We start from the raw sequence: 16,551 nt of genomic DNA, 5'->3' as shown, positions 1-16,551 counted from the left end.
ACAACTCAAGATGAATTTTTCCAAGTTCTTCATTTCGCGGCCGATCTTCGCAGCGGTGCTCTCGCTGTTGATCCTGATCGCCGGTGCGATCTCGCTGTTCAAGCTGCCGATCAGCGAATACCCGGAAGTGGTGCCGCCGACCGTGGTGGTCCGTGCCAACTTCCCGGGCGCCAACCCCAAAGTCATCGGTGAAACCGTGGCTGCTCCTTTGGAGCAAGCCATCACCGGCGTCGAAAACATGTTGTACATGTCGTCGCAGTCGACCGCGGATGGCAAGCTGACCCTGACCATCACCTTCGCCCTGGGCACTGACCTGGACAACGCGCAGGTGCAGGTACAGAACCGTGTGACGCGGACTCAGCCAAAGCTGCCTGAGGAAGTGACGCGTATCGGTATCACCGTGGACAAGGCCTCCCCCGACCTGACCATGGTTGTGCACTTGACCTCACCGGACAAGCGTTACGACATGCTCTACCTGTCCAACTACGCCTTGCTCAACGTCAAAGACGAGCTGGCCCGTTTGGGCGGCGTGGGTGACGTGCAACTGTTCGGCATGGGCGACTACTCCCTGCGTGTATGGCTGGACCCGAACAAGACGGCTTCGCGCAACTTGACCGCCACCGATGTAGTGACCGCGATCCGCGAACAGAACCGCCAAGTGGCCGCTGGTGCCTTGGGTGCACAACCTGCGCCGAATGCCACCAGCTTCCAGTTGTCGATCAACACTCAGGGCCGTCTGGTGACTGAGGAAGAGTTCGAGAACATCATCATTCGCTCTGGCGACAATGGTGAAATCACGCGCCTCAAAGACATCGCACGGGTAGAGCTGGGTTCCAGCCAGTACGCCTTGCGTTCGTTGCTCAACAACCAGCCGGCCGTGGCGATCCCGATCTTCCAACGCCCGGGCTCCAACGCGATCGAGATCTCCAACGAAGTGCGCGACAAGATGGCGGAGCTGAAAAAGAGCTTCCCGGAAGGCATGGACTTCAGCATTGTCTATGACCCGACCATCTTCGTGCGTGGCTCCATCGAAGCGGTGGTTCACACCCTGTTCGAAGCGCTGATCCTCGTTGTATTGGTAGTGATCCTGTTCCTGCAGACCTGGCGCGCCTCGATCATTCCGTTGGTGGCGGTGCCGGTATCGTTGATCGGTACGTTTGCGGTGATGCACCTGTTCGGCTTCTCGCTCAACGCCCTGTCGCTGTTCGGCCTGGTACTGGCGATCGGTATCGTGGTGGACGACGCCATCGTGGTGGTGGAGAACGTCGAGCGGAACATCGAACTGGGCCTGGAACCGTTCCCGGCCACTGAAAAAGCCATGAGTGAAGTGACTGGTCCGATCATTGCCACGGCCCTGGTGCTGTGCGCGGTGTTTATCCCGGCTGCGTTCATCAGCGGCTTGACCGGGCAGTTCTATAAACAGTTCGCCTTGACCATTGCGATCTCGACGGTGATTTCGGCCTTCAACTCGCTGACCTTGTCCCCTGCCCTCGCGGCCGTGTTGCTCAAGGGTCACGATGCACCGAAGGACGGGTTCTCGCGGTTCCTCGACAAGTTGCTGGGTGGCTGGTTGTTCCGCCCGTTCAACCGCTTCTTCGAGAAAGCCAGCCACGGTTATGTCGGCACCGTTCGCCGAGTGATTCGCGGCAGTGGTATCGCGCTGTTCCTGTACGCCGGCCTGATGGTCCTGACCTGGCTGGGCTTTGCCCACACGCCCACCGGTTTCGTACCGGCCCAGGACAAGCAGTACCTGGTGGCCTTCGCCCAATTGCCGGACGCCGCGAGCCTGGACCGCACCGAAGACGTGATCAAGCGCATGTCCGACATCGCGCTGAAGCAACCAGGCGTGGAAAGCGCGGTAGCGTTCCCGGGCCTGTCGATCAACGGTTTCACCAACAGCCCGAACAGCGGCATCGTGTTCGTGACCTTGAAGCCGTTCGACGAGCGTAAAGACCCGAGCATGTCGGCCGGTGCGATTGCCGGTGCACTGAACGGCAAATACAGCAGCATCCAGGAAGCCTACATGGCGATCTTCCCACCGCCGCCGGTACAGGGCCTGGGTACGATCGGTGGTTTCCGCCTGCAGATCGAAGACCGTGGCAACCTGGGTTATGACGAGCTGTACAAAGAAACCCAGAACATCATCACCAAGAGCCGTACCACGCCGGAGCTGTTCGGCCTGTTCACCAGCTACACGGTCAACGTGCCCCAGGTCGATGCTGCCATCGACCGCGAAAAGGCCAAGACCCACGGCGTGGCGATCAGCGACATCTTCGACACCCTGCAGATCTACCTGGGTTCGCTGTATGCCAACGACTTCAACCGCTTTGGTCGCACCTATCAGGTCAACGTGCAGGCTGAGCAGCAGTTCCGCCTGGATGAAGACCAGATCGGCCAGCTGAAAGTACGCAACAACAAAGGCGAGATGATCCCGCTGGCAACCTTCATCAAGGTCAGCGACACCTCGGGGCCGGACCGCGTGATGCACTACAACGGCTTTATCACCGCTGAAATCAACGGCAACGCCGCACCGGGCTACAGCTCCGGCCAGGCCCAGGCCGCGATTGAAAAGCTGCTCAAAGAAGAACTGCCGAATGGCATGACCTACGAGTGGACCGACCTGACCTATCAGCAAATCCTCTCGGGCAACACCGCGCTGTTCGTGTTCCCGCTCTGCGTACTGCTGGCGTTCCTGGTACTGGCCGCCCAATACGAAAGCTGGAGCCTGCCACTGGCGGTGATCCTGATCGTACCGATGACGCTGCTGTCGGCCATCACCGGGGTGATCATCTCGGGCGGCGACAACAACATCTTCACCCAGATCGGCTTGATCGTACTGGTGGGCTTGGCGTGCAAGAACGCGATTCTGATCGTCGAGTTTGCCAAGGATAAACAGCAGGAAGGCCTTGATCCGCTCGCGGCGGTACTGGAAGCCTGCCGTCTGCGTCTGCGGCCGATCCTGATGACCTCCTTCGCCTTCATCATGGGTGTGGTGCCTCTGGTGTTGTCCAGCGGTGCCGGTGCCGAGATGCGTCATGCCATGGGCGTGGCGGTGTTCTCCGGGATGATCGGTGTGACCTTCTTCGGTCTGTTGCTGACGCCAGTGTTCTACGTATTGATTCGTCGCTATGTCGAACGCGGCGAAGCGCGCAAAGCGGCCAAGGCCTTGAAGCTGGAGACACAGCAATGAGCGTAAAAGTATTCCTGCCGAGCTTGTTGGTACTGGCGCTGAGTGCCTGTGCCGTGGGCCCGGACTACAAGACCGAGAAGCTGGAGGCGGCCAACATCACGGCCGCCGCCGACACCAAGAGCTACGACCACGCCAAGTACGAAGGCATCTGGTGGCAGCAGTTCGACGACCCGACCCTCAACCAGCTGGTCACCCAGTCGTTGAGCGGTAACCGCGACCTGCGCGTGGCCTTTGCCCGCCTGCGAGCGGCACGTGCCATCCGTGACGATGTGGCTACCGACATCATGCCGGTGGTCACCACGCGCGCCAGCAGCGATGTGGGCAAGGGCCAGATCCCGGGCCAGACCACCAAACGTGTGAACAGCGAGCGTTATGACCTGGGCCTGGACATGGCCTGGGAAGTGGATTTGTTCGGCCGCATCCGCCGCAACCTGGAGGCCAGCGACGCTGACCAACAGGTCGCCGAAGCCGACCTGTACCAACTGCAAGTCACCATGATTGCCGAACTGGTGGACGCTTACGGGCAACTGCGCGGCGCTCAACTGCGCGAACGCATCGCCCTGGACAACCTGAAGAACCAGCAGGAATCCCGCGCCATCACCGTCAGCCTGCGTGACGCCGGTGTGGGTGATCAGCTGGATGTGGAACGCGCTGACGCACGCCTGGCCGCCGTCGAGGCCAGCGTGCCGCAACTGCAAGCCGAGCAAGTGCGCGAGCGTAACCGCATCGCCACCCTCCTCGGCCAGCGTCCGGACAAGCTGACCGTGGACCTGAGCCCCAAAGACCTGCCGGCGATTGCCAAGGCGTTGCCAATCGGTGACCCGGGGCAACTGCTGCAACGTCGCCCGGACATCCTCAGCGCCGAACGCAAACTGGCCGCCGCCACCGCGCGTATCGGCGTGGCCAAGGCCGACCTGTTCCCACGGGTCAGCCTCAGCGGCTTCCTCGGGTTTACCGCAGGGCGTGGTTCGCAGATCGGTTCAGCCGCCGCCAATGCCTGGTCCCTGGGCCCAAGCATCACCTGGGCAGCGTTTGACCTGGGCAGCGTGCGTGCACGTTTGCGCGGCGCAAATGCCGAGGCCGATGGCGCGTTGGCGACCTATGAGCAGCAAGTGTTGCTGGCATTGGAAGAGTCGGAAAATGCCTTCAGTGATTACGGCAAGCGCCAACAGCGTCTGGTCTCACTGATTCGTCAAAGCGAATCCAGCCGCGCCGCCGCTGACCTCGCCGCGATTCGTTATCGCGAAGGCACCGTGGACTTCCTGGTATTGCTCGACGCCCAGCGCGAACGCCTGGCCGCCGAAGACTCCCAGGCCCAGGCCGAAGTGGACCTGTACCGCGGCATCGTCGCGATCTACAAGGCCTTGGGTGGTGGCTGGCAGCCAGACACGGTGGTGGCCAGCGCCAAGTGATGTAAAGAGCTCCTTTGGTTGGTCGCATCCAGCCAATTTTTAGCCCCATGCCCCATTCGGTCGTGGGGCTTTTTTTTGTCAGGACTTCCTAAAATGTTGAAAGCAACTTCTGTAAGTCAAATTAGAAGGCCTTCGTAGGTAATATCCTAGTCCCGCGTTGTACCTCGCCGCCCGGCTTTAATGCCTCACAACCAACTCACATTTCAGACGCCACGCGCCATTAAAGCAATACGCACACGTGTCGACAACGAAGTGTCACTTATTGCTAATGGGGGAAGGCGACATGGCTATCTTGTTGACTGCTGAACAGATGCGGTATGCCAAGGTTTGTTTCAACGTTATTACCTGGGGGTTCAGAGCATCTTCTCCTGCGGGTGTCAATGCCTTGAAGCGGACCGCGGCCGCAAACAGACCGTCAGCCAGTGGCAACTTACCCGAACGGGCACTTTGGGCAAGTTGCGGCAGCATTTTCTTGAGTCCCGCATGCCCGATATCCGACGACATGAACACCGGATCACTGCTGGAGCGCCAGTAGTGATATGCCTGCCCCGAGGCTGGCTTGTAGATGTCAGCCAGAGGGGTTCGTCAGCCGATCCGCAGCTGACGCTCGATTCCTGAAAAAGCGCGTGATGTCCTTCGAAGTGATCCTGCCCGGGCCACGTTCGTTAGGAGCGGCAGGTGGTGTGGCCGCAGGAGTGTTCCAGCCTTGATTGAGCGTGTATCCACCTTCAATGAACTCATTTGGCCCAGGAGTAGCCAAGGTAGAAAGTTCGGTTTCCGCCGACCTCAGGTTAGAGAAGTCCTTGTATTTGATCAGCATTTTTTCATTTGCCGTTTGATACTTTCTCATCAGTGCCGGTTCCGGCAGGATCATCGGCTCAGACAACGAAGGCATGCCTTTATTAGCGAACTGGGGCGCCGTCAGGTCAAAGGCGTACGTCTTGCCGTTGAAATCGCCGATAGGGAAAAAGTGATTTTGCACGCTGTTCGGGTTACGCGTAGGCCATATAAGCAGGGTTCGGTACCTGATGTTTGTAAAACCTTTGCGCCTCATGAAATCGGCGACAGTTTCCGCGCATCTGGCGCACTCCCCTGCAGGATTCGTAAACGCCGTGGATAATTTGGGATCATTGCGGAGCATGTTCATGAAACCCTGCATTTCAGCGGGCAACTCACTGCTAGGGTTGGCTTCAATCTGTCGAAATGGCTGCACCCTGGAATCGACGACGGGCGGCGCAGTGCTTATTTGGCGCCTGTTGCTGGGGATGGGGGCCTGCACTGGCTCAGGCCGCGACAATTTCAGTTCGGTGGTTTTTGTGATCGCCTTGAACCCGTTGTTATTCGAGTCTTGAAGGTCCGCCAGGGCGTACAGCACCCTGGCCAATGGGTCATTGTTTTTTCCGAACGGTTGGTAACTCTTGGTCAGCGCAAACAACCAACTCGCGCGCGACAGCCCAGCAGGAGCATCAAGCGGCTTGAGGCGCGCCTCGAAGGCCGAATGGGCTATATCAGTGCCCAGCAGGTTGCTGGTACCTGTGGCGCGAAAATCGGTCGACGTGCCTGACAACGACCGTTGAATGTCCTCAATCACACGCATATCGGTCAAATCTGCGTGTTGAAACTGTTCAATCAGCTTGCGTACCTGTTCCTGGGGGAGCTTCACGCTGCTGGATGCTGCTACCCATGCAGCTGCCGCATTGATCGGCTGGCCCATCGCCGGAGTCACTTCCAGCGCAGGAGTATTAGTACGCAGCCCACCCAAAAACTCATCGATTGCCTTCAGACGCTTTAACTCGGTTTGCAACTTCGCTATGGCAAACTTGGTCTCGGTAGCACCGCTGTTCCAATTACGTGGCACCTGCAGATCTGAGCCGTGCGGTAGCAGGTTATTGGCGATCGACGCTCTGACCGCGTGCTTGCTGGTTTGCCCAATCAGTTGCAACCCGGTGGCTGAGGTGGTCGCTTTAAATTGCACGTGCTCGATCTTTTGAGCATCGTTCATTTTGTTCCAAGGGACATTCACGCCTCCAAAGCCGGGCCCCGCCGTTGGGGCAGGGGCAGGAGCGGGAGCGGGAGCAGGAGCGGGAGCAGGAGCAGGAGCAGGAGCAGGAGCGGGAGCGGGAGCAGGAGCAGGAGCAGGAGCGGGAGCAGGAGCAGGGGAAGTGCCAGGCTTGCTCTCAATCGGCAATTTCGAGTTCTGAGTGGGCTTAACTACCTGGCTGCCCACGCGTTTGCCCAAGTACTCACGAACGATACGCGGCATGTTGGCGTTAATGTACTGCTTGGCAAATCGTTGATAGCCAATTGCCGAAGCAAATTTATTCACGGTCTTTCCTGCGTCGATCGCCTTGCCACCAGCGAAAAAAAAGCCCGACAGCGTCGATTGAATGGCAGTCGTCAGCATTGAGATAAACGCCGCTCTATTGGCACCATCTCGTACAGTGGGGTCGTCGGTGATCGCCCCCCGCAAGGCATTCACCCCGGCGTTGGCGGCGCCGAGCGCAGCAAAGGTGATCGCCTTGAGCATAAACATCCCCGTTCCAGCACTGCCCAACATCGACAAATTGCTGAAGGTATTTAACATTTGTTGTATCACACTCAGAGCTTCAAGCCCGAAATCCTCCCATTTGGTATAGATCAACGAGTCAATATCCGAACCGACACGCGCGATATTCCCTTCGTATAACGCCTCGGCGAGTTTTTTTGTACTGTCTTGAGCTTCGAAGCTAAAAGGCTTCTTATTGATCTGCCCGACCGTCCTCGAAATTCCGATGTGCGCATTCGTGGAGTCTTTGTCTTTGAGGAATCGAATGCCTGCGTATTTCTCTGCGTTTTCAGCTGTTCGATAATTGGTAATTTCTGGGTGATCCATTCCTTGAATTTAGGGTCTGTTGGATACGTCGGTTCAGGTTCACTTTGGCGAGCACCAAACTTCCAATAGCGATTATTTCGCTCGCCAATATAAAAGGAAATGTCATCATCTACGCTGCACAGGACCGCTTTTTCGCCTTGAGTGACCGCAAATACGCCATTAACCACTGCTCCATGGAACTTAACCTGCGACGCCTTGAGATCGCCGTTCAGGAAGGCACTCATCAACTTGTAACCAGGGTCTGTGACGGGTGTTCTCTCTAGATAATTCAGGGCCGCGCTACGCACTCTGCTTTCATAGTAGGCGACGGATGCTTCCTTGATACCGGGCCGCGCTTTGTAGGCGGCGAAGTCGTCATCCAGGCGCTTCTGTATAGGGTTCCCTTTGCGAATGAAATCAACCAGCGCCTGCTGTTCAACTTCCACGGCCTCGAAGACTTGCCCATACTTGTCGCGCATTAATCTGATGTCGTTCAAATAGGTGCCCGTGACGATTTCCTTGAGGGTGTAGACCCTTTGCTTTCTAACGGGAGCCGTAAAATGCAGATTCGGGTTGGCCGGCTGCTTCTCCATGTAAGTCACGGTCAACTTGGTATCTGGCGTCATTCCCTGTTCGTCATCGGTCTTCTTTTCATATTCACGAATACGTCGCTTGATGACCTCATCCACCACGCTCGAAGGGTTCAGAATCGGCGCATAAATCGTATCGACCCATTTGCTCACCTGCGCGAGCACTTCGTCGATCTTGGCGACCAACTGTGATTCGTAAAGAGTTTCCTCCGGAGTCTTCTGGACCTCGCCACGCTTCACTCTCCCACTGCTCGACTGCGCGTTCAACTCCTCCTGGGTGGGCGCCGGATAGCGTGTCTTAAGTTTGGAACGCTGCACGCTTTCGTCGCTCAAACCGAAGTTGCTGCCCTCTCCAGGAGGCACTGGAGTGGATTTCGCCCTGACAGGAGCCTGTGGGGTATTGCCGGGAATTGAGGTGCCGGGGGCGCGTAGCGGGGTAAATGTCGACAGCGGCATTTGACGTTCTCACACGAGGAAAGATCTCCACAGCCTGAAGTACGATTTACCAATGCTCTATCGGAAAAGTCTCTGCGAGGGGTCATACACAACGATCAATCAGCTTCACTCAAGATCAGGCTTCGATAGTGCCCTGGGTTGGAGCCAACCCATTTACGAAACGCCTTATAAAAAGAACTGATATCGGCAAACCCCAATCGCGCCGCTATCTCGGCAAAGCTGATCTGTGGTTCCGCCAGCCACACAATCGCCAACTCTTTGCGCACGCTGTCCTTAAGGCCCTGATAAGTCTGCCCCTCCTCCGCCAGGCGGCGGCGCAGAGTGGAGGCCGAGATGCAATGGGTAGCCGCCAAGCCCTCGGTTTCAGGCCAGGTGTCGGGGGGCATCTGACGCAGGTTGTGCTTGATGCGGGTGGCGAGGCTTTCGGGATCGCGGTATTTGACGAGGATGTTGGCGGGTGCGTGGGCAAGGAAACGTTTGAGTTCTTCAGCGTTGCGCTTGATCGGCAGGTCGAGGCAGTCGGCAGAAAAAATCATCCGCGTCCGTGGCCGATCAAACCGCAGGTTGTCAGAAAACATCACCTGGTAATCATCACAAAAATCCGGCTGAGGGCTGCGCAGCTCAATGGCCAGGATCGGAATGCGCCGTCCTGCCAGCCAGCACGCCACGCCGTGGACAATCATCCAATAGGCAAAGTAGGTAAACGCACGCTTGGGCTGTGGCTCGGGTTCAAGCAAGACAATCTCAGCCAGGCTCTGCTGACGCACCAACTGCGCCGGCAGGTGATCCAGCATCAACGACAGAAACCCCAGGCCGGCCTCGATCCCCTGCGCCAGGGTCGGTTGAGCCATGGCGGCACGGCACAGAAACTCCAGGCTGCCGGATTTGAGCTTGCGCGGGTCCATGCCGAAGAACTCATCGTCCATGCGCCGGGCCAGCAAACGCCACAGGCGCGCGTATGCCGTTGCTGGTACGCGGGCATCGGGAAGGTCGAGCCAGGCGGGGTCGATACCCACCTTGTTCAGCGCTTCGGTAGTGGCCATGCCGGGCGCACAGCTTTGCAGCAACGCCTCGCGGACAAGGTGAATGGAGATGGTGTCTTTTTCGGACATTGGCGCGTTCCGGGCCCTGTGTTGCGTGGAGTGCCGCCATCTTAGGGACTCGACTTACAAAAAAGTAGGTGTAACCCCGTCCCCCTGTGACGCAATGCCGCGCGACGGCCGTTTGGCGGGCCGTTCAGTCAAGGTTCAGTAAAGGTCAAGATTGCTTGTTTAGTAATGAGTATCATTATGTTACAAATTAGCATCCTATCCAGTCTCGACGCGGTGCCGAATGCTTGTTCCCTTTTTAATCATGCTGCGCGAAGGCATTGAAGCCGCACTGATCGTTGGCATCATCGCCAGTTACCTGCAGCAAACCGGCCGTGGCCAGTGGATGCCTGCCGTATGGATCGGCGTGTTCCTGGCCGCCGCACTGGCCCTGCTGGTGGGCGGTGGCCTGGAGTTGGTCAGTGCCGAATTCCCGCAGAAACAACAGGAGCTGTTCGAAGGTGTCGTCGGCCTGGTCGCCGTGGGCATTCTCAGTTCCATGGTGTTCTGGATGCGCAAGGTGGCCCGCTCCATCAAGCATGCCCTGCACGAATCCCTGGATCACGCGCTGGCCGGCTCCAAGCACCAAGTCATCGCGCTGATTGCCATGGTGTTTTTCGCCGTGGCCCGTGAAGGGCTGGAGACGGTGTTCTTCCTGCTGGCCGTGTTCCAGCAGAGCGAAGGCCCCGGCGCACCGATTGGCGCCCTGCTCGGCCTGATCCTGGCGATTGTGGTCGGTTTCCTGATCTATTCCGGCAGCATGCGCTTGAACCTCGGCGCGTTCTTCCGCTGGACCGGCCTGTTCATCCTCGTGGTCGCCGCCGGCATCCTGGCCAATTCGGTCCAGGCCCTGCACGAAGCCGGGGTGTGGAACCACCTGCAAACCGTGCTGTTCGACTTCAGCGCTGCGCTGCCCATGGACAGCCCGCTGGGCTCGGTGCTGGCGGGCATGTTCGGCTATCAAGAGGCACCGACCGTCAGCACCCTGGGTGCTTATCTGATTTACCTGGTGGTGGCCCTGGTGATGTTTTTCCTGCCTTCGGCCCCTGCCAAGCCTGTCGCCAACTCTTCTTCCGTTTCCAGCCAGTAAGGACCGTCTCTTGTCCAACCCTACCCCTCAACCGGCCTCGCCCCCTCGCGCCCTGCGCTGGGCGGTGGCCGGCTCGGTGGTCGTGATGATCGCCGCCGGTGGCCTGTTCTACTACGCCTCACAATTGGCCGCCGCTAAACGCCAGACCAACCACAACGAAATTGCCGTGACCATCCACGGCCACGCCTGCGAGCCCAATGAGCTGACCGTGCCCGCAGGACGGGCGAGCTTCCGCATCATCAACCGCTCCGACCGGGCGGTGGAGTGGGAAATCCTCGACGGCGTACTGGTGATCGAAGAACGGGAAAACATCGCCCCGGGCCTCAGCCAGGTGATCAACGCCAACCTGTTGCCTGGCGACTACGCCATCACCTGCGGACTGTTGAGCAACCCACGGGGCACGCTGCACGTCACACCAACGGCGGAGTCCGACGCCCAGGCCAAGGCCAAACCGTCGATGGTGGCCTTCATTGGCCCGTTGTCGGAATTCCGCGTGTACCTGAGCGGCCAAGGCAGCGCATTGGTCAAGGCCGCCACGGCCCTGCAGCAAGCCATCGACGCCGGTGACCTGGCCCAGGCGCAAGCCTTGTACGTGCCGGCCCGCGAGGCCTACCAGCGCCTGGCCCCGGCGTCCCAGCGCCTGGCGGAGCTGGACAACGCTATCAACGCCCGCGCCGACTACTTTGAAAAACGCGAACAGGACCCAGCGTTCAGCGGCTTCCACCGCCTCGAATACAGCCTGTTCCAGCAGCGCAGCCTCGACGGTCTGGCGCCGGTTGCGCAGCGCCTGGTCGCCGACGTCACCAGCCTCAAACAACAACTGCTGGCCCAGTCCCTGCCACCCGAGCAACTGGTGAGCATTGTGGTGCGCAACCTCAACAGCCTCGCCGATGTACGCGCCGTCAGCGGTGAAGAGGAACGCTACAGCCATGTCGACCTGAACGGTTTTGCCGCCAATCTTGAGGCCGCCCATAAAGTGGTCGAGTTGATGCGTCCTTTGCTGACCAAATCGGCCGCCGACCTGTTGCCGAAAATCGACAGCGCTCTCAGCGCGTTCGATGGCGAACTCGCGGGTTTCAAAGTCAATAACAGTTACAGCTCGTACGACAGCGTTACCGCCGATCAGCGCAAGCAGATCGCCGACAAGGCCAAGGCTCTGGCCGTTGCACTCGATGGAATCGACCCCGCCCTTGGCCTTTCCGGCCTGCAGTGAAGACGACCGCACAGATGAGTGATTCAGAACAGTTTGACCTTCAGCGCCGCCGCGTCCTGCTGGGCATGGCCGCCACCGGTGCAGCCATTGCCGGCAGCACCCTGACCTGCCCGGCCATGGCCGCTGCCGCCGAGCAAGTCACCACCGCGCCGCGCAGTGACAAGACCCAGGACCACCATGATTTCTTCGGCAAGCACCAGAGCGGCATCGTCACCCCGCGCCCGGCTTGCGGCATGGTCGTTGCGTTCGACGTACTGGCCAGCGACCGGGAAGACCTGGAGCGTCTGTTCCGCACCCTGAACGAGCGCATCAGCTTCCTGATGACCGGCGGCACCGTGCCTCAGGTGGACCCGAAACTGCCACCGACCGATTCGGGCATCCTCGGCCCGGTGGTCACGCCGGACAACCTGACCATCACCGTGTCGGTCGGCGAATCGCTGTTCGATGAGCGCTTCGGCCTCACCGCCGTCAAACCCAAGCGCCTGAGCCGCATGGTGGGTTTCCCCAACGACGCGCTGGAGCCTTCGCAATGCCACGGCGACCTGAGCCTGCAGTTCAGCTCCAATACCCCAGACACTAACATTCACGCCCTGCGCGACATCGTGAAGAACCTGCCGGACTTGCTGCTGGTGCGCTGGAAACAGGAAGGCAGCGTGCCACCCCAGGCCCCTGCCAAACCGGGCGAACCGGCGCAAAGTGCACGTAACTTCCTCGGTTTCCGTGACGGTTCGGCCAACCCGAACTCCACCGACGACAAGGCCATGGACCAGATTGTCTGGGTGCAACCTGGCAGTGACGAGCCCGCCTGGGCCGCAAACGGCAGCTACCAGGCCGTGCGCATCATCCGCAACTTCGTCGAGCGTTGGGACCGTACCCCTCTGCAGGAACAGGAAAGCATCATCGGCCGCGTCAAACCGACCGGCGCGCCCATGGATGGCGACAAGGAAACCCAGGTGCCGGACTACAGCAAGGACCCGGAAGGCAAGCTGACCAAGCTCGATGCCCACATCCGCCTGGCCAACCCACGTACCCCGCAGACTCAGGCCAACCTGATCCTGCGCCGGCCGTTCAACTACTCCAACGGCGTCAATAAAAACGGTCAGCTGGACATGGGGCTGTTGTTCATCTGCTACCAGGCTGACCTGGAGAAAGGCTTCATCAGCGTACAGACCCGGCTCAACGGCGAGCCCCTGGAGGAGTACCTCAAGCCGGTGGGCGGCGGGTATTTCTTCACCTTGCCGGGCGTCACGGGGCCCAAGGATTTCCTCGGGCGTACGCTGCTCGCTGCAACGCACCCTCAAACCACTGCCAACACCTAAAATAAACCCAGAGCGGAAACTGTCCCATGAAGAAGTCGACTATTGCGTTGTCGTTGTTGCTGTCCCTTTCGCCGCTGGCAGCCTTCGCCGCCACCGCACCGCTGGACCTGGTAGGCCCGGTTTCGGACTACAAGATCTACGTGACCGAAGAAATCGGCGAGCTGGTCACCCAGACCAAAGCCTTCACCGACGCGATCAACAAGGGTGACCTGGCCACCGCCAAGAAACTCTACGCACCGACCCGCGTACACTATGAGTCCATCGAGCCGATCGCCGAACTGTTCAGCGACCTCGACGCCTCGATCGACTCCCGTGTTGACGACCATGAAAAAGGCGTGACCGCCGAAGACTTCACCGGCTTCCACCGCATCGAATACGTGCTGTTCTCGCAGAACACCACCAAAGGCCTGGAAACGCTGACCGCCAAGCTCAACACCGACGTCAACGACCTCAAGACCCGTGTCGACGGCCTGACCTTCCCGCCTGAGAAAGTCGTGGGCGGCGCCGCAGCCCTGCTCGAAGAAGTCGCCGCCACCAAGATCTCCGGCGAAGAAGACCGCTACAGCCACACCGACCTGTATGACTTCCAGGGCAATATCGACGGCGCGAAGAAAATCGTCGACCTGTTCCGTGGCCAGATCGAGAAGCAAGACAAGGCCTTCCTGGCCAAGGTCGACAAGAACTTCGCCACCGTGGACAAGATCCTGGCCAAGTACAAGACCAAGGACGGTGGTTTCGAGACCTATGACAAGGTCAAGGAAAACGATCGCAAAGCCCTGGTTGGCCCGGTCAACACCTTGGCAGAAGACCTGTCCACCTTGCGTGGCAAGCTGGGCTTGAACTAAGCAGCAGCGCAAAAAAAGACCCGGGCCCATCGACAGGGCCCGGGTCTTTTTTTGCCCGGTAATCAGAGTATCCGGTACAGCAAGCGCTCAATGCGTACGCGGCTGACCCGACGCAGGAACTTGCCCACCGCTTCCGGGTAGTCCAGCAGGGTTTGCAGCTGCTGATACCCTTCGATGCGCGTGGTGTGCTGGTAAATCTGCGTCAGCTCCATGCGCCGAGGTGCCAGCCACTCACCCTGCGGGTCATCGATGAGCAAGGCGTTTTCCAGGTCGAGGCGGAACGCGCGGGGGTTGAGGTTGTTGCCGGTGAGCAAGGTGTAGCGCTGGTCAACCCATATGCCCTTGAGGTGGTAGGTGTTGTCGCCGTCGCGCCACAGGTGCAGGTTCAACTGGCCGCTGTCGATCATCGGCTGATGGCGTTTGGCGAAGCGGCGCAGGCTGATTTCGTAGAGGTACGGCAGCGCCGCGATCACTTTGAACGGCTCACTCGGCGGGATGTAGAAATCGTTGGCGGTCTTGTCGCCGACGATGATGTCGATCTTCACGCCTCGCGCCAACGCCCGGTTGATCTCTCGCGTCACCGGCAACGGTAGGTTGAAGTACGGCGTGCAGAGGGTGAGCTGGTGTTGGGCGCTGGCAATCAGCTCCAGCACCACACGGTTGAGTGGGTTGTTCTTGCCCACCCCCAGCAACGGGCTGACCGACAGGTGGCCATTGGGCAACTGCCCCGCCGTGGTGTCATAGGCCGCGTGCTTGAGGCGGCTGCGCAAGTCGCCAATATCGTTGCGCAAACTGCGGGTGGTGGGCGGGTTGGGCAGATCCAGGCGATTGACCGCCTTGGAGGCCACCAGGCCGTGCTCCACCAAATGCTGCATGGAGTCTGCCAGCGGTTGGCTGTGGATCAGGTGGTAACGGTCGAAGCGGTATTTTTCGAATTTGTGCAGGTACACATTGTTCAGGCTGGCGCCGCTGTACAGCACGCTGTCGTCGATCACGAAACCCTTGAGGTGCAGCACGCCAAACAGCTCGCGGGTTTGCACGGGCACGCCGTATACCGGCACCTGGCTTACGTGGGACGCAGTCATCGCCTGGTACCAGGCGNNGACCACCACCACGATGTCCAATTCCGGTCTTGCCGCCTTGGCCGCGTGCAGGGCGTCGTAGATCTCCTGCCCCGCTTCGTCCTGCTGCAAGTACAACGCCACAATGTAGATGCGCCGGGTGGCCTGGGGGATCTTCTCCAACAGGCAACGGCGGAACGCATCGGCGCCAGGCAGCACCTCGATGGAATCGCTGGAAAGTGGGAAACCGCGCAGTTTGGGCAGCAGGGAGCGTTTGAAGAACGACGGCATAAGGCTCGCAATGGGTCGAATCCGAAGAGGCCCCGAGCTTACACCATGGGGGTGCTCAGGTCTCGCAGCAGCGCATGGAAAAAAGTTAATTGACCAAGAAGAATGATCGTTCTACTGTACGCCACATGAACGATATGACAGGCAACGAAACCCGCGACATCATCCTCGACGTCACCGAAAAGTTGATCTACCGCCATGGCATCGCCGCCACCGGCATGGACTTTCTGGTGAAAACCGCCGGTGTCTCGCGCAAAAGTATTTACCGTTACTTCGCCAATAAAGACGAGTTGGTGATTGCCGCCCTGCAGCGCCGCGACGAGCGCTGGATGCAGTGGCTGCGTGGCGAGGTGGAACGCAGCGAAGGCACGGGTGATCGCCTGTTGGCGCTGTTCAGCGCCCTCAAGGCCTGGTTCGGCTCGGCGGATTTTCGCGGCTGCGCCTTTATCAACACCAGCGGCGAAACCGGCGACCCGCACAACCCGGTGCGCCTGTTGGCCAAGGCCCACAAACAGAAACTGTTCGAGTACGCACTCGAACTGTGCCAAGCACATGGCACCCCCGACCCGGAACGGCAGGCCGCGCAACTGCTGATCCTGATCGATGGCGCCATTACCGTTGCCCTGGTGATGGGTGATTCAACAGCTGCCGATGATGCGCAATGCATGGCGCGAACGTTATTGGGACTTTGAAACCGCACGCCAAGCAACTTTCGATCATCCGTTATTGTATTCAGGAGCTGCCCGATGTCCTCTACCGCTGAAACTCGCCCGCCGCTGCCGCCGTTCACCCACGCCTCGGCCATCGAAAAAGTGCGCCTGGCCGAAGACGGCTGGAACTCCCGCGACCCACAACGGGTGTCCCTGGCCTATACGCTGGACACCCACTGGCGCAACCGCGCCGAATTCGTCACCAGCCGCGAAGAAGCCAAAGGTTTTCTGACCCGCAAATGGGCCAAGGAACTGGACTATCGGCTGATCAAGGAATTGTGGGCGTTCACCGACAACCGTATCGCCGTGCGTTATGCCTACGAATGGCACGACGACTCCGGCAATTGGTTCCGCTCCTATGGCAACGAGAACTGGGAGTTCGATGAGAACGGCCTGATGGCCAACCGCTTTGCCTGCATCAACGACCTGCCGATCAAG

Annotated in this window: 13 protein-coding genes; 8 read left to right on the top strand and 5 right to left on the bottom strand. The window is 59.4% G+C overall.

Annotated elements, in window-relative coordinates; genetic code table 11:
* The first annotated feature begins 10 nt into the window (after window positions 1-10).
* Both HX803_RS23085 and HX803_RS23080 read left to right on the top strand, forming a co-directional pair.
* Entirely contained in the window at window positions 11-3,190 is a 3,180-nt protein-coding gene (locus HX803_RS23085; RefSeq protein ID WP_178923826.1) for an efflux RND transporter permease subunit, read from the top strand.
* Window positions 3,187-4,602, top strand: coding sequence for an efflux transporter outer membrane subunit (locus HX803_RS23080; RefSeq protein WP_178923824.1), 1,416 nt, complete (start codon window positions 3,187-3,189; stop codon window positions 4,600-4,602). Before HX803_RS23085 ends, HX803_RS23080 begins: the two co-directional genes overlap by 4 nt.
* A 255-nt stretch (window positions 4,603-4,857) precedes the next feature.
* Here the strand turns inward: HX803_RS23080 and HX803_RS23075 are convergent, their stop codons facing one another.
* The 4 genes from HX803_RS23075 to HX803_RS23065 form a co-directional block, all read right to left on the bottom strand.
* On the bottom strand, window positions 4,858-5,106 hold the full coding sequence (locus HX803_RS23075; RefSeq protein WP_178923821.1) for a hypothetical protein: 249 nt from the start codon (window positions 5,104-5,106) through the stop codon (window positions 4,858-4,860).
* A 64-nt stretch (window positions 5,107-5,170) separates the two neighbouring features.
* Window positions 5,171-5,743, bottom strand: coding sequence for a hypothetical protein (locus tag HX803_RS32840; protein WP_256732916.1), 573 nt, complete (start codon window positions 5,741-5,743; stop codon window positions 5,171-5,173).
* A 1,496-nt stretch (window positions 5,744-7,239) separates the two neighbouring features.
* Complete coding sequence (locus tag HX803_RS32835) at window positions 7,240-8,499, bottom strand: hypothetical protein (protein WP_256732914.1); 1,260 nt, start codon at window positions 8,497-8,499, stop codon at window positions 7,240-7,242.
* A 95-nt stretch (window positions 8,500-8,594) separates the two neighbouring features.
* A complete protein-coding gene (locus HX803_RS23065; protein ID WP_178923816.1) occupies window positions 8,595-9,611 on the bottom strand; it encodes an AraC family transcriptional regulator in 1,017 nt (338 codons plus the stop codon).
* Between the two features lie 220 nt (window positions 9,612-9,831).
* On the opposite strand from HX803_RS23065, the gene efeU reads away from it, so the two are divergent.
* The 4 genes from efeU to efeO (HX803_RS23045) are packed head-to-tail and all read left to right on the top strand — an operon-like array spanning window position 9,832 to window position 14,054.
* A complete protein-coding gene (efeU, locus tag HX803_RS23060) occupies window positions 9,832-10,677 on the top strand; it encodes an iron uptake transporter permease EfeU (RefSeq protein WP_178923814.1) in 846 nt (281 codons plus the stop codon).
* A 10-nt stretch (window positions 10,678-10,687) separates the two neighbouring features.
* Complete coding sequence (efeO, locus tag HX803_RS23055) at window positions 10,688-11,890, top strand: iron uptake system protein EfeO (RefSeq protein WP_178923812.1); 1,203 nt, start codon at window positions 10,688-10,690, stop codon at window positions 11,888-11,890.
* A 14-nt stretch (window positions 11,891-11,904) separates the two neighbouring features.
* On the top strand, window positions 11,905-13,209 hold the full coding sequence (gene efeB / locus HX803_RS23050; protein WP_178923810.1) for an iron uptake transporter deferrochelatase/peroxidase subunit: 1,305 nt from the start codon (window positions 11,905-11,907) through the stop codon (window positions 13,207-13,209).
* Window positions 13,210-13,235: 26 nt separating this feature from the next.
* On the top strand, window positions 13,236-14,054 hold the full coding sequence (gene efeO, locus HX803_RS23045; RefSeq protein WP_176998162.1) for an iron uptake system protein EfeO: 819 nt from the start codon (window positions 13,236-13,238) through the stop codon (window positions 14,052-14,054).
* 62 nt (window positions 14,055-14,116) lie between these two features.
* Here the strand turns inward: efeO (HX803_RS23045) and pssA are convergent, their stop codons facing one another.
* Window positions 14,117-15,406 carry a CDP-diacylglycerol--serine O-phosphatidyltransferase gene (gene pssA / locus HX803_RS23040; protein WP_178923808.1) on the bottom strand — a complete coding sequence of 430 codons (1,290 nt, stop codon included), beginning with the start codon at window positions 15,404-15,406 and terminating at the stop codon, window positions 14,117-14,119.
* Window positions 15,407-15,531: 125 nt separating this feature from the next.
* Here pssA and HX803_RS23035 point away from each other — a divergent pair, with 125 nt between their 5' ends.
* The gene (locus HX803_RS23035) at window positions 15,532-16,095 is read left to right on the top strand and encodes a TetR/AcrR family transcriptional regulator (RefSeq protein WP_178923806.1); all 564 of its coding nucleotides are present in this window, start codon (window positions 15,532-15,534) and stop codon (window positions 16,093-16,095) included.
* 54 nt (window positions 16,096-16,149) lie between these two features.
* Window positions 16,150-16,551, top strand: a 402-nt coding sequence (locus HX803_RS23030) for a nuclear transport factor 2 family protein (RefSeq protein ID WP_178923804.1), incomplete at its 3' end; no start/stop codon positions are given.

The sequence above is a fragment of the Pseudomonas sp. P7548 genome (genome assembly GCF_013386585.1).
Taxonomy (GTDB): domain Bacteria; phylum Pseudomonadota; class Gammaproteobacteria; order Pseudomonadales; family Pseudomonadaceae; genus Aquipseudomonas.
The sequence above is the reverse complement of the archived record's forward strand: the minus strand, read 5'-3'. Positions and strand labels throughout refer to the sequence as shown.

What these genes read in the sequence shown, in the direction of transcription:
- efeO (WP_176998162.1), top strand. Translation starts at nt 13,236, where the DNA reads ATGAAGAAGTCGACTATTGCGTTGTCGTTGTTGCTGTCCCTTTCGCCG.
- HX803_RS23075 (WP_178923821.1), bottom strand. Translation starts at nt 5,106, where the DNA reads ATGTCGTCGGATATCGGGCATGCGGGACTCAAGAAAATGCTGCCGCAA.
- efeU (WP_178923814.1), top strand. Translation starts at nt 9,832, where the DNA reads ATGCTTGTTCCCTTTTTAATCATGCTGCGCGAAGGCATTGAAGCCGCA.
- HX803_RS23065 (WP_178923816.1), bottom strand. Translation starts at nt 9,611, where the DNA reads ATGTCCGAAAAAGACACCATCTCCATTCACCTTGTCCGCGAGGCGTTG.
- HX803_RS32840 (WP_256732916.1), bottom strand. Translation starts at nt 5,743, where the DNA reads ATGCTCCGCAATGATCCCAAATTATCCACGGCGTTTACGAATCCTGCA.
- efeB (WP_178923810.1), top strand. Translation starts at nt 11,905, where the DNA reads ATGAGTGATTCAGAACAGTTTGACCTTCAGCGCCGCCGCGTCCTGCTG.
- HX803_RS23085 (WP_178923826.1), top strand. Translation starts at nt 11, where the DNA reads ATGAATTTTTCCAAGTTCTTCATTTCGCGGCCGATCTTCGCAGCGGTG.
- HX803_RS32835 (WP_256732914.1), bottom strand. Translation starts at nt 8,499, where the DNA reads ATGCCGCTGTCGACATTTACCCCGCTACGCGCCCCCGGCACCTCAATT.
- HX803_RS23080 (WP_178923824.1), top strand. Translation starts at nt 3,187, where the DNA reads ATGAGCGTAAAAGTATTCCTGCCGAGCTTGTTGGTACTGGCGCTGAGT.
- HX803_RS23035 (WP_178923806.1), top strand. Translation starts at nt 15,532, where the DNA reads ATGAACGATATGACAGGCAACGAAACCCGCGACATCATCCTCGACGTC.